This is a genomic window from Amycolatopsis sp. cmx-11-51 (genome assembly GCF_047608665.1).
In the GTDB taxonomy this organism is placed as follows: domain Bacteria; phylum Actinomycetota; class Actinomycetes; order Mycobacteriales; family Pseudonocardiaceae; genus Amycolatopsis.
The window spans coordinates 272,393-290,462 of sequence record NZ_JADNQO010000009.1 but is presented as its reverse complement, the minus strand read 5'-3'; the positions used below and the strand labels follow the sequence as shown (position 1 = coordinate 290,462).

17 protein-coding genes are annotated in these 18,070 nt (G+C 68.2%); 10 read left to right on the top strand and 7 right to left on the bottom strand.

Annotated elements, in window-relative coordinates; genetic code table 11:
* Positions 1–333 precede the first annotated feature (333 nt).
* On the bottom strand, positions 334–1,098 hold the full coding sequence (gene cobF, locus ACM6LU_RS27780; RefSeq protein ID WP_414940695.1) for a precorrin-6A synthase (deacetylating): 765 nt from the start codon (positions 1,096–1,098) through the stop codon (positions 334–336).
* Positions 1,099–1,194: 96 nt separating this feature from the next.
* Between cobF and ACM6LU_RS27775 the strand changes: the two genes are divergently transcribed.
* From ACM6LU_RS27775 to ACM6LU_RS27765, 3 genes are read left to right on the top strand one after another with little or no spacing between them, the layout of a single operon-like run.
* Positions 1,195–1,401 carry a heavy-metal-associated domain-containing protein gene (locus tag ACM6LU_RS27775; protein ID WP_414940694.1) on the top strand — a complete coding sequence of 69 codons (207 nt, stop codon included), beginning with the start codon at positions 1,195–1,197 and terminating at the stop codon, positions 1,399–1,401.
* Positions 1,398–1,568 (top strand): hypothetical protein, encoded by a 171-nt coding sequence (locus ACM6LU_RS27770; protein WP_414940693.1) that lies wholly within the window; start codon positions 1,398–1,400, stop codon positions 1,566–1,568. Before ACM6LU_RS27775 ends, ACM6LU_RS27770 begins: the two co-directional genes overlap by 4 nt.
* A 41-nt stretch (positions 1,569–1,609) precedes the next feature.
* Positions 1,610–3,769, top strand: coding sequence for a heavy metal translocating P-type ATPase (locus tag ACM6LU_RS27765; protein WP_414940714.1), 2,160 nt, complete (start codon positions 1,610–1,612; stop codon positions 3,767–3,769).
* Here ACM6LU_RS27765 and ACM6LU_RS27760 read toward each other — a convergent pair.
* Positions 3,766–4,047, bottom strand: coding sequence for a metal-sensitive transcriptional regulator (locus ACM6LU_RS27760; RefSeq protein ID WP_009081418.1), 282 nt, complete (start codon positions 4,045–4,047; stop codon positions 3,766–3,768). The two genes, ACM6LU_RS27765 and ACM6LU_RS27760, sit on opposite strands and share 4 nt — an antisense overlap.
* A gap of 169 nt (positions 4,048–4,216) precedes the next feature.
* On the opposite strand from ACM6LU_RS27760, the gene ACM6LU_RS27755 reads away from it, so the two are divergent.
* On the top strand, positions 4,217–4,573 hold the full coding sequence (locus tag ACM6LU_RS27755) for a YciI family protein (RefSeq protein WP_414940692.1): 357 nt from the start codon (positions 4,217–4,219) through the stop codon (positions 4,571–4,573).
* A gap of 42 nt (positions 4,574–4,615) precedes the next feature.
* On the opposite strand, the gene ACM6LU_RS27750 is transcribed toward ACM6LU_RS27755, so the two are convergent.
* A complete protein-coding gene (locus ACM6LU_RS27750) occupies positions 4,616–5,284 on the bottom strand; it encodes a M protein (protein WP_414940691.1) in 669 nt (222 codons plus the stop codon).
* Positions 5,285–5,496: 212 nt separating this feature from the next.
* Between ACM6LU_RS27750 and ACM6LU_RS27745 the strand changes: the two genes are divergently transcribed.
* A complete protein-coding gene (locus ACM6LU_RS27745; RefSeq protein WP_414940690.1) occupies positions 5,497–6,192 on the top strand; it encodes a maleylpyruvate isomerase family mycothiol-dependent enzyme in 696 nt (231 codons plus the stop codon).
* Here ACM6LU_RS27745 and ACM6LU_RS27740 read toward each other — a convergent pair whose 3' ends face one another.
* From ACM6LU_RS27740 to ACM6LU_RS27725, 4 genes are all read right to left on the bottom strand, one after another.
* Positions 6,193–7,527 (bottom strand): copper resistance protein CopC, encoded by a 1,335-nt coding sequence (locus tag ACM6LU_RS27740; protein WP_414940689.1) that lies wholly within the window; start codon positions 7,525–7,527, stop codon positions 6,193–6,195.
* Complete coding sequence (locus ACM6LU_RS27735; RefSeq protein ID WP_414940688.1) at positions 7,524–8,102, bottom strand: hypothetical protein; 579 nt, start codon at positions 8,100–8,102, stop codon at positions 7,524–7,526. The genes ACM6LU_RS27740 and ACM6LU_RS27735 overlap by 4 nt, the downstream gene beginning before the upstream one ends.
* A 116-nt stretch (positions 8,103–8,218) precedes the next feature.
* Positions 8,219–8,905 carry a winged helix-turn-helix transcriptional regulator gene (locus ACM6LU_RS27730; RefSeq protein WP_414940687.1) on the bottom strand — a complete coding sequence of 229 codons (687 nt, stop codon included), beginning with the start codon at positions 8,903–8,905 and terminating at the stop codon, positions 8,219–8,221.
* A gap of 42 nt (positions 8,906–8,947) precedes the next feature.
* Positions 8,948–9,787 (bottom strand): AfsR/SARP family transcriptional regulator, encoded by an 840-nt coding sequence (locus ACM6LU_RS27725; RefSeq protein WP_414940686.1) that lies wholly within the window; start codon positions 9,785–9,787, stop codon positions 8,948–8,950.
* 224 nt (positions 9,788–10,011) lie between these two features.
* On the opposite strand from ACM6LU_RS27725, the gene ACM6LU_RS27720 reads away from it, so the two are divergent.
* The 5 genes from ACM6LU_RS27720 to ACM6LU_RS27700 all read left to right on the top strand — a co-directional run bounded on the left by ACM6LU_RS27720 (position 10,012) and on the right by ACM6LU_RS27700 (position 18,070).
* Complete coding sequence (locus ACM6LU_RS27720; RefSeq protein ID WP_414940685.1) at positions 10,012–12,288, top strand: TOMM precursor leader peptide-binding protein; 2,277 nt, start codon at positions 10,012–10,014, stop codon at positions 12,286–12,288.
* A gap of 42 nt (positions 12,289–12,330) precedes the next feature.
* Entirely contained in the window at positions 12,331–13,806 is a 1,476-nt protein-coding gene (locus tag ACM6LU_RS27715) for a SagB/ThcOx family dehydrogenase (protein WP_414940713.1), read from the top strand.
* Positions 13,807–14,089: 283 nt separating this feature from the next.
* Positions 14,090–14,992: a helix-turn-helix transcriptional regulator gene (locus ACM6LU_RS27710; RefSeq protein ID WP_414940684.1), complete on the top strand. Its 903-nt coding sequence runs from the start codon at positions 14,090–14,092 to the stop codon at positions 14,990–14,992.
* 142 nt (positions 14,993–15,134) lie between these two features.
* Positions 15,135–16,109 carry a DUF1702 family protein gene (locus ACM6LU_RS27705; RefSeq protein WP_414940683.1) on the top strand — a complete coding sequence of 325 codons (975 nt, stop codon included), beginning with the start codon at positions 15,135–15,137 and terminating at the stop codon, positions 16,107–16,109.
* Positions 16,106–18,070: a CRTAC1 family protein gene (locus tag ACM6LU_RS27700; RefSeq protein ID WP_414940682.1), complete on the top strand. Its 1,965-nt coding sequence runs from the start codon at positions 16,106–16,108 to the stop codon at positions 18,068–18,070. The genes ACM6LU_RS27705 and ACM6LU_RS27700 overlap by 4 nt, the downstream gene beginning before the upstream one ends.

Below are 18,070 nucleotides of genomic sequence, written 5' to 3'. Positions count from 1 at the left end.
GCCGATGGTACTGCAACCGAAGGGTTGTGGGAGAGTAGGACACCGCCGGACTAACCTTAGAAACAAGGGGGGCTCGGGCCCCGGTCGAGAACCACGAGTTCTCCCGGAGCCCGAGCCCCCCTTTTTTTCACGTCCCCACACCCGCCACACCGTGCTTAAACAGCAAACACCCGTGCCTGAACGGACAACACGCGTGATTGAACGGCGAACACGCGTGACTGGACGGACAACACGATGTTCGCCGCCTAATCACGCGAGTTCTCCGTCCGATCACATGAGATACCCGCCCAAGCACGTGAGATACGGGGTTGAGCACGTGAGTGACGGGGTTGGTCAGGAGTTGGCGGGGCGCCGCAGGTGGTAGATGTCCATGATCCAGCCCTTTCGGGCCCGCGCCGAAGCGCGAACGGAACGGATCTCCGCGGCGAGTGCGGCGGTGAGCGGGCCCGAGAGCAGGAGCTCGTCGGGGGTGCCGAGGTAGGCGCCCCAGTAGATCTCCAGGCCCGTGTCCACGAACCGCGAGAACGTGCACCCCGCATCCAGCATCACGAACACGTCGTCCGCGTCCGCGGGCCAGCCCGCTTCGAGGCGCCGGCCGGTCGTGATCAGCACCGGGCGTCCGATCTGGTTCATCGTGGTCCGGTGCCGGGACGTCAGCGCGGCCACGCTGCTGACACCGGGGACGACCTCGTACTCGAACTCGACGTTCCCGCGCTCAAGCACCGCGTCCAGCAACGCACACGTCGAGTCGTAGAGCGCCGGGTCGCCCCACACGAGGAAGGCGCCTCGTTCATCGGGACCCAGTGAGCCGATCATGGTCTCGTAGACGTCGGTGCGGAGCCGGTGCCAGTCGGCGACGGCCTTCCGGTAGTCATCCGGAGTACGGTCGCGTTCAGGGTCCTGTGCCCGCACGACGCGGTAGCCGGGCCGTTCGACGAAGCGGTCGAGGATCTCCTGGCGTAGACCCACCAGGTCCTGCTTCTCTGAACCCTTGTCGAGGACGAAGAAGACATCGGTCTCGTTCAGCCGCCGCACGGCCTGGACGGTCAGGTGTTCCGGGTCGCCGGCGCCGACGCCGATGGCGGAGATCTTCCTCATCGCCGCAGTGTGCCCGACCCCTCAAGGCACACCCCTACCCCCATGGGGTATAAATGGGGTGATCGCTTCGCCTGTCCTGTAGAGGAGTTCGTACCGATGGCCGAAACCACCTACACCGTCCAGGGCATGTCCTGTGGGCACTGCGCTTCCTCCGTCACCGAGGAGGTCAGCGGCATCGCGGGCGTCAGCGCCGTGAACGTGGACGTGGCCAGTGGCAAGGTAACCGTCACCAGCGACGCCGCGCTCGACGTCCAGATCGTGGACGCGGCCGTCTCCGAGGCCGGTTACCAGCTCGTCTCGTGAGCACCGCCGTCAAGGTGTCGGCGTTCGCCGCGGCCCTGGTCGCGGTGTTCGTCGTCGCCTGGGCGATCGGCTCCGCTGTCGAGCCGCTGGACGAGGCGCCGGTCCCGCCCGCGCCGACCAGTAAGCACGAAGGGCATCACGAGGGCCACACGGGAGGCACGCCGTGAGCGTCGAGACATCCCAGCGAGTCGAACTCGCCATCGGCGGGATGACCTGCGCGTCCTGTGCCGCGCGGGTCGAACGCAAGCTGAACAAGGTCGACGGTGTCTCCGCCACGGTCAATTACGCCACCGAGAAGGCGCAGGTCGACTTCCCGGTCGCGCTCTCGGTCGACGATCTCGTCGGTGTCGTCGAGTCCGCCGGTTATACGGCCGAGCCGCCCAGGCCTGACGAAGACGTCAATCAGTCCGACGGGCTCCGGCAGCGGCTCCTGATCTCTGCCGCGCTCGCCGTCCCGGTGATCGTGCTGGCCATGGTTCCGGCTTGGCAGTTCACCTACTGGCAGTGGGTCTTGCTGGTCCTGGCCGCGCCCGTCGTCACCTGGGGCGCGTGGCCGTTCCACCGCCCCGCCTGGACGAACTTCCGTTATGGCGCCGCCACCATGGACACCCTGATCTCCCTCGGCGTCGCCGCGGCCACGCTCTGGTCGCTGTACGCGCTGCTGTTCGGCACCGCGGGGGTGCCCGGAATGCGGCACGGCTTCGAGCTGACCATGGAACGCGGGTCCGGCGCGGGCAACCTCTACCTCGAGGTCGCCGCCGGGGTGACCACGTTCCTCCTGGCCGGTCGCTACTTCGAGGCCCGCTCCAAGCGCCGCTCCGGTGCCGCCCTGCGGGCACTGCTCGAACTCGGTGCGAAGGATGTCGCCGTCCTCGAAGATGGTGTCGAGAACCGCGTCCCAATCGGTGACCTGAAGGTCGGCAACGAGTTCGTCGTGCGGCCGGGGCAGAAGATCGCCACCGACGGCGTCGTGACCGAAGGTGGCTCGGCGGTCGACCTGAGCATGCTGACGGGTGAAGCTGTGCCGGTCGAGGTGAGCGTCGGTGACGTCGTCGTCGGCGGGACGGTCAACGCGGGTGGCAGGCTTGTCGTCCGCGCCACCCGGATCGGCGCCGACACCCAGCTCGCGCAGATGGCGCGGCTGGTCGAGACCGCGCAGAACGGCAAGGCACGGGTCCAGCGGCTCGCGGACCGTGTTTCCGCCGTGTTCGTCCCGGTGGTGATCGCGCTCGCGGTCGGCACGCTCGGCTTCTGGCTCGGCGCGGGCAGCGGAACGGACGCCGCCTTCACCGCCGCCGTCGCGGTCCTGATCATCGCCTGCCCGTGCGCGCTCGGCCTGGCCACGCCGACGGCGTTGCTCGTCGGGACCGGCCGCGGCGCGCAACTGGGCATCCTCATCAAGGGCCCCGAAGTGCTCGAGTCCACTCGCCAGGTCGACACCGTCGTCTTGGACAAGACCGGCACGGTAACCGTCGGAAAGATGAGCCTCACCGACCTTCACGGTGAAGACGAGACGGAGGTGCTCCGCCTTGTCGCTGCCGTCGAGCACGCTTCCGAGCATCCCATCGCCCGTGCGATCGTCGCGGCCGCCGAGGAGCGGTTGGGAGCCTTGCCGCCGGTCGAAGGGTTCCGCAACTTCGAGGGTCTGGGTGTCGTCGGCGAAGTCGAGGGCAAGACCGTCCTGGCCGGTCGCACTGCCTTCCTCGAACAGCACGACATCACCGTCGGTGACGAGTTCGTGCAGGTCAAAGCCGCCGCCGAGGAGCGTGGTGCGACGGCCGTCGTCGTCGCCTGGGACGGCGAGACGCGCGGTGTGGTCGTCGTCGCCGACACGGTCAAGCCGACCTCGAAGCAGGCCGTGAAGGAACTGCGGGTCCTCGGGCTCCGGCCGGTCCTGCTGACCGGCGACAACACCGGTTCCGCGAAGGCGGTCGCCGCCGAAGTGGGGATCGACGAGATCGTCGCCGAAGTCCTCCCCGCCGACAAGGTCGACGTCATCAAGCGCTTGCAGTCCGAAGGCCGCGTGGTCGCCATGGTCGGTGACGGCGTCAACGACGCGGCCGCGCTCGCGCAGGCCGACCTCGGCCTGTCGATGGGCACCGGGACCGACGCCGCGATCGAAGCCGGTGATCTGACGCTCGTCCGGGGTGACCTGCGTGCCGCCGTCGACGCGATCCGGCTCTCGCGCCGGACACTCGGCACGATCAAGGGCAACCTGTTCTGGGCGTTCGCCTACAACGTCGCCGCGCTGCCACTGGCCGCGCTCGGCCTGCTCGACCCCATGATCGCCGGGGCCGCGATGGCGTTCTCCTCGGTCTTCGTCGTCACCAACAGCCTGCGGCTGCGCAGGTTCCGCGGAGTGGCTTAGGAACGGACCAGCCGGGCAATGGCGTCGGAGGCCTCGCGGACCTTGAGGTCGGCCTCTTCACCGCCCGCGGCGGCGGCCTGGACCACGCAGGTGGCGAGGTGCTCGTCCAGCAGTTCGAGGGAGAACGACTGCAGCGCCTTCGTGGCCGCGGACACCTGGGTCAGGATGTCGATGCAGTACTTGTCCTCTTCGACCATCCGCTGCAGTCCGCGGATCTGCCCCTCGATCCGGCGCAGGCGCTTGAGGTAGGCCTCTCGCTCGCTGCCGTAGCCCGTCATTCCGCACCCGTTCTGTCGTCGTTCCCCAGCCAGCGTTCACTATACCCTCCCCACGTATCCGGCCCGGGCGGGCGAACTTCGCGGGTGCCAGGATGTCGAGGATGGTCCGGCGGCTCCGACTCAAGCGTGAACGGCCGGGCACCCGGCCGGATGACCAGGAGGAACACCGATGAAGTACATGATCATGATCACGATGAACCCCACCGCATGGGACGCCCTCCCCGAGGGCGAGCGCGACGAGGTGGTCGCCCGGATCGACCCTTTCATGAAGAAGCTGTCCGAGAGCGGCGAACTGCTCGGGACGCAGGCGCTGGGGGAGCCGAAGGAGAGCACGGTGGTCCGGGTGCGTGACGGCGTCCCGGTGGTCACCGACGGTCCGTTCGCGGAGTCGAAGGAGTACCTCGCGGGCTTCTACCTGGTCGAATGCGACAGCAAGGAGCGCGCGATCGAGATCGCCGGCCAGGTTCCGGACGCGCACGTCAACGCGATGGAAATCAGGCCGGTGGTCTTTTCTTCTGGCTTGTGATTCCCACCAGTCAGGCGCAGCCTCTCGGCGGGGTCCGGGGCTTCAGGTTGTGGCCGCTTCGGCGCCGGCGCGGGCCTCTGGCCTGCTCCGGCGCTGAACGGGCACTTCCGGCTTCGGTTCTTCGATGATTGTCAGGACCGTACCGGCCTCCGCGAGCAGTTCGCGGCAGCCGACCAGCTGTTTCAGCACGTCAGCGCGCAGGTGGAGGGCCACATCGGCCTCTTGCCGCGCTTCGGCGAGCAGGCGCTCGCCCTCTTCGGCGGCGTCGTCGAGCAGTTTTCGCGCTCGTGCTTGCGCGGCTTCGTCCCGTGCGGCGAGCGCGCGCATCGCCTCCGCCCGGCGCAGCGTCATGGCGCGTTCGAAGTCTTCGGTGATCCGCTTTCGTTCCGTTTCGGCCTTGGCGGCCTCCTCGGTGGCGCGCGCGATGATGTCGTCGCCCTCTTCGCGGGTGAGTTCGAGCATCCGGCGCGATCGCTCCTGCAACGCGTCCGGCGCGATCGGCACGCGGCTGATCCGGTCGACGCTCGCTTTCAGTTCACGGTTTTCCTCTTGCGCGGCGGTGAGCTTCGCGGCGAGTGCCTCCCCGCGGCGGATCGCTTCGTCGCGTTCGGCGGCCGCTCGTCGTAGCTCGGTTTCCACCTCGCGAACGAATTCCCGGACCTGAGCGCGATTGAAACCACGCCACGCCAGATCGAAGCCGGGCATCTCCATTGGTCACCTCCACAGTGGGCGATCCGTCACCGGTGTGCGATTTTCCCTTGCCACACGGGGCTTTCCCCGTCCAGTGTGCCTGAAGCCCCAACGACATGTGTCACTGGTGGGTGATCTTTGCGCCGAACGGTCCGCACAAGAGGGAAGAAGGGTGATCGTCGAAGCGGTGGGAGAATGGACGACCATCGTTGACCCCTACTGGAGGTGGCCGCGTGACGAGCAGCCGAATTCGGGTCCCTGGCTGGAATACGGCGACCGCGACCGCAGGGTATCGGCAGGTCAGAGAGAACATCTCGATCTTGCTCGCCGAGCACGCGAGCGCGGGCGAGCGGGTCGTCCCAGCCTGTCCACAGTGGACAGTCCGGGACCTGCTCGCGCATGTGACCGAAATCTGTGATCGAGTGATCACCCGGTTCGGCGGCGAGCCGCGCCCGGTTCCGGAGGCGGCGTCGGCCGCCGGATTGCTGCGGCTCTGGAACGAGCGCGGACCCGAGGCCGACACCATCCTCGCCGCAGAGGGCGAAGGGGAGAGCCGCGGCGACATCATGGTGATGGACGCCTTCACCCACGAACTCGATCTCCGGTACGCGCTCGGCGCTCCGCTGCCCGAGGCGCACGCGGCCTGGCTGCGGAGTTTCGAAGTGCTCGTCAGCGGCCTCGGCGCCTCGCTGAAAGAGCACGGGCTGCCCGGAATGCGGATCGAGACCGAGGGCGCGACCTGGATCGCCGGCACCGAACCGGTCGCCGCGGTGCTCTCGGGCCCGCCCGCCGATCTGTACCGGTCGCTCGCCGGGCGCCGGAGCCCGGCTCAGATCGCCGCCTTGGACTGGCTGGGCGATCCCGAGCCGTGGCTCCGGGCCTTCACCTGGGGGCCGTTCACCCCGCCTGCCGAAGCGATCGAGGGCTGATCAGCCGGTCGGTGACATCGAGGACAGCGCCGCGGCCAGCGCGAGCACCACGGCCACGATCAGTACCTCGACCCCGACGCTGACCCGCAGTTTCCGCAGGTCGGCGGTCACGACGCCGGTGCCGCCGCGGCCGGAGATCCCGCGGCGCACCGCGTTGCGGCTCAGGTTCGCGACCAGGAGCAACGCGGCGAACCCGGTCAGTTTCAGCAGGAAGACGATGCCGTAGGCCGACGTCCAGAGCGCCTCCACCGACGGGACGAGCCGGAAGCCCAGGTAGGCGCCGCTGACCACCATGATCACGATCGACCAGGTGGCGATCGGATGGAACCGTGCCAACGCCGGTTCGGCCTCCGACGCCGAGTGCTTACCGCGCAGGAGCACGGCCAGCTGGATCAGCCCGCCGACCCAGACGGCCATCGCGCCGAAGTGCGCGAGGTCGGCGCTGACCGAGAGGAACATGATCTTGTCGGCCACCGCGTGCCCGGTCGCGGAGAAGCTCAGCATCACGATGAACCCGGCCGCGATACCGAGGTTCTCGTAGCGTGACCGCAGCCTGTCCGGTAGGCCGTCCGTCAGCAGCCGTCGCACGATCACGGCGAGCGCGACGATCGCGGCCATCCGCAGGAGCAGGAGTTTCCCGTACGCCACCCGCAGGGTCGCCTCGATCAGGGCCGGGTCGAAGACCGAGCCCACGCCACGGCCCGCGACGTACGGGCCTTGCAGCAGGAACCCGGCCACGGCCGTCACGGCCGAGAGCCACACACCGACGGTGATCAACTTCCGCGCCGCCGGGTCGGACCGGCCGCCTTGGCGGCAGACCAGCACGAACACCAGTCCGCCGAGCAGCGCGACCCCGCCGAACGAGCCCCAGCGGAACGTGGTGAACAGCGCGTCGGTGACCGGATCCGTGCCGGTGGAGGCGGACACCGCGCCCGCCGAGGTGATCAGCGGGCCGGTCCCGATCACGAAGGCGATCGTGCCGCGCACCGGATGCGAGTCGGTCGAGACGAAGGCGTACTCGACGAGGTAACTGCCGTCGGGAAGATCGGGCTCGAGGTTGACCGCGACCTGTTCGGCGATGTCGCCCGGCTGGAAGACCGGTCCGGTGACGAAGTCCCTACCGTGTGCGTCGACGACCTTGATCGAGTTCGGCTGGATGCCGATGTTCTCCGACAGGGTGATCGAAACCTGCGGGGGCGCCGAGGCGAGCCGGGCGCCGTCGGCGGGATTCGAGGCGAGGAGTTCGACGTGGGCCGAAGCCGGGGCCGCGGCGAGTACCGCGACCCCGAACCACGCCGCCACAAGAGCCAGTAGCGCGAAGAGCCTCCTGGTCACGACGCCGTCGTCGCCAGCTCACGCCGGCTTTCGGGCGAGCACGTGCAGCCGGTGAGCTGACGCTCGACGGCGGAGGCCTTCCGGTGCACCAGCATCGCGATGATCATCGGGATGGTGACGATCGTGTTGTAGAACAGGTGCAGTTCCACCCGGGGGATGAACAGCTGGATGATGCTGCTCGGCGCCGTGCCGCCGCCGAGGCGCCAGCCGGTCTGTGCCTGGATCAGCAGCAGCAGATGCTCGATGTGGTGCCAGAACTGCAGGCCGAGCGCCAGGTTCCACCACTGCCGCGAGCGGCCGGCGAAGCCCTTGCGCAGGGCGAACAGCGCGATCAGCATGACGATGGCGTAGCCGTAGTGCAGCCATTCGGAGCTGATCAGCTTGGGGAAGGGGATACCCAGAACGCCGCGGGCGTCCGGGGTCTTCCAGCCGAGGACGTAGATCTGGAACGCCTGCACGAGGTGTTCCGCCCAGTGCGCCACCACGATGAGTGCGAAGACATTCAGCGCCGCGCGGTGGTATTTCCCGTTGAGCGAGGAGAGTAGGCCTGGGCGTGTCGAATCGAGTGCGGCCATGAAGGGGCTCCTAGGGCGAAAGACCGGCCGGTGACGGATATCGACGATATCTCGCGTACCGGCCGTTTCCGTTACTCCGGATTGCTGATCTGACCTGCGGTACTACGCCGAACGGCTCAGCGAACGACGATTCCGTGGGACACCTGGGGCGCGGCGGGAACGTGGAACAGCTCGGTGAACAGTTCCAAATACTCGAAGGCGCCGTCGATCCGGACCTTGCCGGTCCGCGTGGCGTCGGCGGCGCTGAGTTCTCCGCTCAGCAGGTCCCTGATGAACGGGCCCAGCGGTTCGATCGTCGCGTCGGCACCGGGATGCGCGCCGTCCGCGACCTTGAGCGCGCCGTCCTCGACGATCGCGTGCAGGACCATGCCGCCAGGGTAGTGCAGTTCGTAGGTGGCGTGGACGCCCCTGGCCTTCTCGCTCTGGAAGGTCGTGTACAGCGACAGGATCGCCGCGTCCAGGGTGAACACGTCTTCGGGAGCGGGCCGTCCGAGCGACCGCGCGCCCCACAGGCCGAGGTCCAGCACGATCTGGTCGAGTTCGCCGCCGTACTCGGTGAGTTCGTAGACCACCGCGGCGTCGAGCTGGGGGAGCAGGCGGCGGCGGAGCACCCCGGACTGCTCGAGTTCGTTGAGCCGCGCGGACAGCGTGCTCGCCGGGATCTTGGGCAGGCCCGCTTGCAGTTCGGTGAACCGCTTCGGGCCGAGGACGAGGTCACGGACGATCAGCAGCGACCAGCGTTCGCCGATGATCTCCAGCGCGCGGGCGAGACCACAGAACTGTCCATAGGTACGACTGGTCATCCGTCGATCCTCACTTTCGTTTTCCGTGGCAGGAGCAGGTCTTCAAGCGGGTTCGCCCTCGGAGAGCAGATCGTGGTGCAGGATCTGGAGCTCGTCGCAAGGCTCGACGCCCAGTTCATTGTTGAGCCTGGCGCGCACCTGGCGGTAGGTCGCGAGGGCGTCGGATCGCCGCCCGCTGCGCCCGAGCACGCGGATCAGCTGGCCGTGCAGTGCCTCGTCCAGCGGGTTCGCGGTGACCAGGGACCGCAGTTCGCCGATCAGCTCGTGCCGCATCCCGGCCGCGATGTCCGCCTCGATGCGCAGGTGCAGGGTGCTGCGCCGCTGTTCGACGAGGTCGACGGCGTACGCCGACAGCACCGATCCACAGTGGACATTCGCCAGCGGCGGCCCGGACCACAGGTCGAGCGCCGACCGGAAGGCTTTCGCGGCTTCGACGTGCTCGCCCCGCAGCTGCAGCTCCCGGCCCTGTTTCTGCAGTGTCTGGAACTCGAAGACGTCCACCTGCTCCGGGGCGATCCGGAACACGTACCCCGGCGGTTTCGTCGCCAGCATGGTCTCGCCGTACGGGGCGAGGTCGTTCTCGTCGATGCACCGGCGCAGCTGGTAGACGTAGGTGTGCATCGTGGTGCGGACGCTGCGCGGCGGGTCGTTGGCCCACAGCTCCTGCACGATCGTGTCGATGTGCACGATCTTCCCCGGGCTCATCACCAGCATGGCGAGCACCTGCAGCAGCTTCGGCGTCGTCGGCGCGTAGTCGATCCCGTCCCGCACCAGTTCGAGCGGGCCGAGCAGGGTGAAGCGGACGGGACTTGTGAGCCCGCCCAGATTCGGGTCAGGTGCCGAGCCGTGGTGCGTGTCCGATACTCGTGATCCGGCATACATCGCAAGCGCCCTCCAGCTCGATACGCGTCGTGTCCCGTTTTCCCAGTGCGTCGACAGTGACAGAGCGGCGGGGCACCGGGCCAGTGAGCCGTCCACCAGGTCCCGCGTGCGTGTGTCCCGGAAAAACGTGGGTTTTTCATGCCCGACCCGTGAATCCCGCACTGGCCGGTACGTGGCGCCGCGCAGCAGGATTCGACAGACCGCACCGACCTACGGGGGTTCCCATGCGCGAGGCAGTGTCGAACGGGTCCGGCTTCAGTACCGGCGGTCTGGGATTCAAACGGCATCTGCGGGCGGAGATCAGTGAGGGCAACGGCGCCTACCTGTTCTCGGAGCAGGGCGTCATCGCGATGCGCGGCGCGCAGGTCGCCTCGGTCGCGGCGTTGCTCGACGGCACCCGTGACCTCGACGGACTCCTGTCCGCCTGCCCGGAGGGGATGAGCGCAGAGCAGGTCACCGGTGTGCTGGCCCGGCTCGTGGAAGCGGGGCTGGTCACCATCCGCGTCCCGGACGAACTCAGCGGGGACGAACGCGCGCTCGCGTACTGGGACGCGTGCGGTCTCGACGCGTCCGCGGTCGCCGGCCGTCAGAAGCCGGCGACGGCGAGCCTGACCGCGATCGGCCGCGGCGTCGACACCTCGCAGGTGGAGAACGCACTCGTCGCGAGCGGGATCGAGGTGGTCGGGACGGCCTCCGAACTGGCCATCGTGCTGTGCGACGACTATCTCGACCCGAGGCTGGCCGAGATCGACGCCGAACACCGGCGCACCGGCAGGCCGTGGCTGCTGGCCCGCCCGTCGGGCTCGCAGGTGTGGATCGGGCCGATCATGCAGCCCGGCCGGTCCGGCTGCTGGCACTGCCTGACCAACCGGCTGTGGGGGCACCGGCACGCGGAGGCGTGCGTGCAGGAGGTCCTCGGGCACGACGGTCCGGCCTCGTTCCCGATGCCCGCGGTGCCGCCGCTGACCGCGGCCGCGTCGCACCTGATCTCCCTCGAAGCATCCAAATGGCTGGCGGGGCACCGGTATCCGGGTCAGCAGGCGGTGTGGATCCTCGACACCCTCGATCTGCAGGGGCGGTTGCACGAACTGCGACGGCGCCCGCAGTGCCCGGAATGCGGTGACGAAGGGATCGTCGCCGCGCGGACGGCCGAGCCGGTCGTGCTGCGGGAGGCCAAGAAGGCGACGTCGGGCGGTGGCGGGCACCGGACGCTCACCCCGGTCGAGGTGCTCGACCGCTACGGCCACCTGGTCAGCCCGGTCACCGGCATCATCAAGGAGGTCGCCCGCGATCCGAGGGCGCCGGCGTTCGTGAACGCCTACCGGTCCGGGCTCAACGTCGCGCGCCGGGTGCGCGGTGAAGCCGGGCTGCAGGCCGGGCTGCGCGGGGACAACGGCGGCAAGGGCGCCAGCCCGCTCGACGCCGAGGTCGGCGCCCTGTGCGAGGCGATCGAACGGTTCTCGGCGAACTATCAGGGCGACGAACTGCGGATCCGCGACACCTTCCGTACCCTCGGCGAGGACGCCGTCCACCCGAACTCGTGCATGCTCTTCGACGAACGCCAGTACGACGGCCGGGACGAGTGGAACGCCAAGCACGCGATCTTCCAACATGTTCCCGAACGCTTCGACGAGAAGGCCGCCGTCGACTGGACGCCGTTGTGGTCGCTGCCGGAGCAGCGCCGGAAGCTGATGCCGACGGCGTACCTCTACTACGGCGTGCCGCTGGAGTGCGGAATCACCGGGATGCGCGCCGACTCCAACGGCTGCGCGGCGGGCAGCAGCGTCGAGGACGCCGTCCTGCAGGGACTGCTCGAACTCGTCGAACGGGACGCCGTCGCGATGTGGTGGTACAACCGGCTTCCCGTGCCGGGCGTCGACATCGCCTCGTTCGACGACCCGTGGGCCGAGGAGATGGTCGGCCAGTACGCGCGGGCAGGCCGGGAACTGTGGGTCCTCGACCTGACCGCGGACCTCGGTGTCCCGGTGATGGTCGCGCTGTCCAGGAGTATCGCCGGGCCGCGCGAGAACGTCATGATGGGTTTCGGCGCCCACCTGGATCCCAGGACGGCGCTGCGGAGGGCGGTCAGCGAGCTCAACCAGATGATCCCGGCGGTGCTCGCGAACGACGTCGAACTCGACGATCCCGACGCGGCGCGGTGGCTCCGGCACGCTACGGTCGCGAACCAGCCGTATCTGCTGCCGGCGCCTGGACGGTCGGCGAAACGAGCCGCGGACTTCAAGTTCATCCGGCGGCCCGACGTACGGGACGACGTGGAATCACTGGTACGCAAGCTTTCCGCGCTGGGGATGGAGACGCTGGTGCTGGATCAGACCAGGCCCGACATCGACCTTCCGGTGGTCAGGGTGGTCGTTCCGGGGCTGCGGCCCTTCTGGAGCCGTTTCGCCCCCGGACGGCTGTTCGACGTGCCGGTGCGACTGGGCAGGCTCGCCGAACCGACCCCGTACGACCGGCTGAATCCCTTCCCCATGTTCTTGTAGATCCGGCTGGAGCGACAGTTGAGGACAGATCCCCCCGGCGGTGTGGCCGAGACGATCCCCCTGTGGTCGCTCACCGACGACAGCCTTGTCGAGATCGGTGAGGACGGTTCACTGGTGGTCGTCACGCGCTGGGGGGAGTACGACTTCGACCGCGCCGAGCCACTGGTCCGGGAATCGTTGCGGCGGATGGCCTTGGGGCCGATCTCGCTGGCGAACGTGACGTCCTCGTGGGAGCCCGTCGAGCGGGAACCCGACCTCGAAGGCGAGCTGAGCTGGACGGCCGAGGGCGCCGACGCGCTGCGTCAGGCGCTCAAGGAACTCGGCGGTTCTGTGGTGCGTTCGCTCGGTCTCGCCGACGGGAGAGGGCCGCTGCTGTCGGTGATCCCGGTGGCGCTCACCCCCGTGTTCGCTCCGGTGGAAATCCCCGCCGCTCGCCCGATCCGGTTGTCCCGCTTCTGTTCCCTGCGCTCCGACGCCTACGGGATGGGGCTGGAGTCGCCGTCCGCGCGGTACCGGGTCGTGCTGTATCAACCGTGGGCGGTGCACGTCGCGGTGACACTGGCGACGGCGAAGTCGGTGGGGGAGATCGTGGGCATGACCGGGATCGAGCCAGGGGTGGTCGGCGCGATCGTGTCCTATCTGGTCGCCGCGGGCGTCGCCGGAGTCGCGGGGGAGCACGGCCGGTTCGCCGAGGACGAGGACCCCGAACTCGGCCTGTGGTCCCCGGACGAACTGTTGTTCCACACCACGAGCCGGACCTGGCGGCCCGGTGGCCCGGCCGAACTGCCGGGGCTCGGGCAACCGCCGGTGGTCAAGGCCGCCACCGGCGAGGGTCCGGTCTACGCGCTTTACCGGCCGGATCTGGCCGATCGCGCGGTGACGGATCCGACACTGACGGCGTTGCTGGAGAACGATCACACCTGTCCCGAATTCACCGAGGGTGTGCTGTCCGCCGAGCAGATCGGCGAGTTCCTGTTCCGCGGCGCGAGGATCCGGTCGATCGGGCCCGCGCACTTCCCTGGTGGACACGGCCCCAGTGGGCACGGCACTGATGGGCCCAGCCACGACGCTTCGCAACGGCCGTACTTCAGCGTCGCGTGCCTGTACGAACTCGAGTTGTACGTGTCGGTCAACCGCTGCTCGGGGCTGGAGCGCGGGATCTACCACTACGACCCGCTCGACCACCGCCTCGGCCTGGTCAACGACGACGAGGCCGATCTCGACGCGATGCTCGACATGGCGATGATCGGCGGTGGCAACCATCGGCGGCCTTCGGCGCTGATCACGGTGACCGCGCGGATGCCGAGGATGGCGTCGGTGCTTGGCGGTGGCGCGTACGCCACGACCCTGGCGCACGTCGGCGCGTTGCAGCAGACGCTGTACCTCGTCGCCCGCGCCATGGGACTGGCCGCGCACGCCGTCCCGGTCGACGCCGGCGACCGTGTCGACCGTGCCCTGAAGCTTGAATGGCCAGCCGAAGTCGGCGTCGGGGAGTGTGTGCTCGACCTCCCCGCGTGATCAGACGGAGATCTCGCGTGATTGAACGGCGAACTCGCGTGATCAGACGGCGAACTCCTGTGTTCGCCTCTCAATCACGCGAGATCTCCGTTCAATCACGTGAGATCCGCCTCCAAGCACGCGAGATCGCTGTTCGTGCTACGGGCTCGACCGTTCGCCGAACGCGCAGAGCGGGATAACCCCTGCTTGGACCCCATCTCGATCGCTCGTCGAGTGCTTCGAAATCGGTGAAGCGTTTGCTGGCGAGCAGAGGAAAAGCGACAGCGAATCCGAGGTTGGTCTGATGCAGCTACGAACAGTCGCCACGGCGGCGAACGAGAAAGGCGTCACCGAACCCGGTCGGCTCCCCGAGCCGGCGTCTCCCTTGCAACCTGCGGTGCTGCAGGCCATCTCAGCGATGCACGCGAGGTACTTCGACCCGATCACGCTGGGGGATCTGGCATCCGAGGTCTTCGTCAGCCCGTTCCACTTCTCCCGGATCTTCACCAAGGCGACCGGGGTGACCCCCGGGCGGTACCTCACCGCGATCCGGCTCTTCGAAGCGAAACGACTGCTGCTCACGACATCGTTGACGGTGTCGGACATCGTCTGCAGTGTCGGTTACAGCAGTGTGGGCACCTTCACCAGCCGCTTCACCCGTGCGGTCGGGATGACCCCGACCCAGTACCGCGACCCGGAGGTCGGCGAACTGCTCGTCGCGCTGGCCCCGCACTTCCAGCGACTGCCGTCGCTGGAAGCCCTGCACAGCGCCGGAATGGGCTGCGCGTCGATGCGCACCGGCACCGGGACGATCAGTGTGCGAGTCGAGACCCCACGCGGGGCGGGTCCGGCGAGTGTCCTCATCGGACTGTTCGGCGAGTCGATCCCGCAGTGCGGCCCGGTCGCGTTCGGCGGACGGGCGAACGTCCTTTCCGCGGACATCGAGATCCAGAACGTTCCCGAAGGCCGGTGGACCGTCATCGCGGTCGCCGAGCACGCCGCCGGGACCGCCGCGTCGTCGTTCTCCGTCGGCACCCTGCCCGGCCGCGTCGACATCACCCGGTACGGCCGCGTCCACCTGCGGATGCCGATGCGCACCCCGCAGCCGACCGACGCGCCGATGGCGATCACGCTCGCCGGAAACCCGACGTCGACCGGGAACCGCATGACCATGCCCGCTCCCGACTATCTCCGCGCGGCGGCCTGAATCAGGGCTATTCCCGGTTCTCCCGGTTCAAGCAAACCGGGAGAACCGCGGGCGCAACCGTGGAGTAGCTGCCCTGTCATCACACATGTGAGCCTTTAAGCAGTCCGCAAAATTCAAATCCACCCGTTAGGGGGAGAGTGCGTTGGGCAATGGTTGGCGCACGTTCAGACGTCGCATGATCACGCCGGATGTCTCCGAGACGTCGCTGGACAAGCGGGGTTTCCACAAGAAGAGCCCAGCCGCTCAAGAATTGCTGGAGACCGTCGGGGAGAAGTTCCTCCTCGGTTACGCGAACGCGGTGGAAGCGCGTTCTGTCGAGCAGGCGGAAGAATGGCTGAGGCGAATTCCGGTCAAATTCCGTGGCTTCGCCTACGAAGGCGCAGGAATGGGCTACGGAATGCTGGACGGCCTGCCGGGGGGAGGCCGCGGGCATATCGCGGACTTCCTCGACGGTCCGGGTGAGAAGCACGACTACATCATCTACGTCGGCGTCGGCTGGGCGATGGCGCGGCTGCCCCGCTTCCGCTGGCCCTCCGCCGAGGACTTCGACCCGTTGCTGCGCTGGCTGGTGCTCGACGGGTACGGGTTCCACCAGGCCTACTTCAAGACCGCCAAGTACATCGACGGCCAGTTCCAGGACCCGAACTTCACCTGGCCCGCGGGCAACAACGGTTACTCGTTGCGGGCGATCGACCAGGGCATCGGCCGGGCGCTGTGGTTCATCTGCGGCACCGACGTCGATCTGGTCACCGACACCATCGCGAGATTCCCGAAGCAGCGCCACGGAGACCTCTACGCCGGGATCGGGCTCGCCTCGACCTACGCGTGCGGTGTCACTGGCGACGAACTGCTGAAGCTGGCCGAGTTCGCCGGTGAACACCGCGGGAACCTGGCCCAGGGCAGTGCTTTCGCCGCCGAAGCCCGCGTTCGCGCCGGGCTGCTGATCCCCGAGACCGAAGTCGCCACCCAGGCGATCTGCGGGCTGCCGGCCGAGCGCGCCGCGGCCATCACCCAGGAAGTTCGCCCCGCCGTGGTCGTCGACGGTGAGCTCCCGCATTTCGAGACCTGGCGACGGCGCATCGCCGAAGCGATTCTCTCTGGAGGTGCAGGTAAATGACCGCGACCTTGGGCTGGCTCCGCAAGCAGCTTGCGGGCATCGTGGCGCTGTTGCTGATGGCGGGACTGTTCGTGGTGGCACAGCTGCCAACGGTCTCGACCGCCGACGCCGACACCATGGCTTCGAAGTACGCGTTCGAGCCGCTGACGATCGCCCTGCCGGAGGCGGCGAAGAGCCAGTCGATCCGGACGGTGAACAAGGAATACGAGCACATCCGCGCCTGGATCTCGTCGGTCGGCGCCGCGATCGCGGTCAACGACCTCGACGGCGACAAGCTGGCCAACGACCTGTGCTTCGTCGACCCGCGCAGCGACCAGGTGGTCGTCACCCCCACGCCGGGCAAGGGCGGCGATCGGTACGCGCCGTTCGCGCTCGACGCGGCGCCGCTGCCGATGGGCAAGTACATCGCCCCGATGGGCTGTGTGCCGGGCGACTTCAACGAGGACGGCCGGGTCGACCTGCTGGCCTACTACTGGGGCCGCACGCCGATCACCTTCCTGGCGAAGCCGGGTGCCACGAAGCTCGAGCCGAAGGCCTACGAGCCGGTGGAACTGGTGCCGGGCAACAACTCCAAGAACGGCGAGTACTCCGGTCCACTGTGGAACACCAACGCCGCCTCGGTCGGTGACTTCGACGGCGACGGCCACCAGGACATCTTCATCGGCAACTACTTCCCCGACAGCGCGGTGCTGGACGATCGCGTCGAGGGCGGGGTCGAGATGAACAAGTCGATGTCGCACGCCGACAACGCGGGTGGCAAGTACATCCTGCGGTTCACCGGCGCCACCCAGGGCGCCAAGCCGAGCGCGACCTTCGCCCTCGACGACAAGGCCATCCCCGCCGACGCACAGGGCGGCTGGTCGCTCGCGGCCAGCGCCACCGACGTCGACGGCGACAACCTGCCGGAGCTCTACATCGGCAACGATTTCGGCCACGACCGCCTGCTGTACAACAAGTCCCGCCCCGGTCACGTCGAATTCGCCGAGGTCAAGGGCGTCCGCGGCGCCACCGATCCGAAGTCCAAAGTGGTCGGCAACGACTCCTTCAAGGGCATGGGCGTCGACTTCGGCGACCTGAACCACGACGGTCTCTACGACATGTACGTCAGCAACATCACGACGTCGTGGGGCATCGAGGAAAGCCACTTCCAGTTCATGAACACCGCCAAGGACACCGCGGACCTGCGTGGCCGTCTCCAGGGCGGCGAGGCACCGTGGGTCGACCGCAGCGCACAGGCGGGCACCGCATGGTCCGGCTGGGGCTGGGACGTCAAGATCGCCGACTACAACAACAGCGGCGAATCGGTGATCACCCAGGCGACCGGTTTCGTCAAGGGTGACGTCAACCGCTGGCCGCAGTTGCAGGAACTGGCGACGTCCAACGACGAACTGCTGAAGCACCCGTACTTCTGGCCGAACATGGTCGCCGGTGACGACGTCGGCGGCGACCACACCCTGCACTTCTGGGCCAAGAGCCCCGACGGCCGCTACACCGACCTGGCCCCGCGCCTCGGTCTCGCGGTCCCGGTGCCCACCCGTGGTATCGCCACCGGTGACGCCGACGGTGACGGCAAGCTCGACTTCGCCGTGGCCCGCCAGTGGGAGCAGCCGATCTTCTACCGCAACGTCAGTGCCGACACCGGTTCGTACCTGAACCTGAGGCTGCTCCACGACATCCCGGCCGCGGCCGGGGCGCTGAAGGCGGGCGGCACGGCGGCGATCGGCGCACAGGTCACCGTCATCACCCCCGACGGCAAGAAGTACATCGACCGCGTCGACGGCGGCAGCGGCCACTCCGGCAAGCGCAGCCACGAAGTGCAGATCGGACTCGGCAAGGTCACCGGGCCGGTGAAGGTCTGCGTGCAGTGGCGCGACCTGACCGGGCAGATTCGCACGCAGGAGATCCAGCTGGCCCCCGGTAGCCACACGCTCCAGCTCGGCTCCCAGGTGAAGGGGAAGTAG

Coding starts and splice junctions, on each gene's coding strand:
- cobF (WP_414940695.1), bottom strand. CDS start 1,098: ATGAGGAAGATCTCCGCCATCGGCGTCGGCGCCGGCGACCCGGAACAC.
- ACM6LU_RS27775 (WP_414940694.1), top strand. CDS start 1,195: ATGGCCGAAACCACCTACACCGTCCAGGGCATGTCCTGTGGGCACTGC.
- ACM6LU_RS27765 (WP_414940714.1), top strand. CDS start 1,610: ATGACCTGCGCGTCCTGTGCCGCGCGGGTCGAACGCAAGCTGAACAAG.
- ACM6LU_RS27760 (WP_009081418.1), bottom strand. CDS start 4,047: ATGACGGGCTACGGCAGCGAGCGAGAGGCCTACCTCAAGCGCCTGCGC.
- ACM6LU_RS27755 (WP_414940692.1), top strand. CDS start 4,217: ATGAAGTACATGATCATGATCACGATGAACCCCACCGCATGGGACGCC.
- ACM6LU_RS27750 (WP_414940691.1), bottom strand. CDS start 5,284: ATGGAGATGCCCGGCTTCGATCTGGCGTGGCGTGGTTTCAATCGCGCT.
- ACM6LU_RS27735 (WP_414940688.1), bottom strand. CDS start 8,102: ATGGCCGCACTCGATTCGACACGCCCAGGCCTACTCTCCTCGCTCAAC.
- ACM6LU_RS27730 (WP_414940687.1), bottom strand. CDS start 8,905: ATGACCAGTCGTACCTATGGACAGTTCTGTGGTCTCGCCCGCGCGCTG.
- ACM6LU_RS27725 (WP_414940686.1), bottom strand. CDS start 9,787: ATGTATGCCGGATCACGAGTATCGGACACGCACCACGGCTCGGCACCT.
- ACM6LU_RS27720 (WP_414940685.1), top strand. CDS start 10,012: ATGCGCGAGGCAGTGTCGAACGGGTCCGGCTTCAGTACCGGCGGTCTG.
- ACM6LU_RS27710 (WP_414940684.1), top strand. CDS start 14,090: ATGCAGCTACGAACAGTCGCCACGGCGGCGAACGAGAAAGGCGTCACC.
- ACM6LU_RS27700 (WP_414940682.1), top strand. CDS start 16,106: ATGACCGCGACCTTGGGCTGGCTCCGCAAGCAGCTTGCGGGCATCGTG.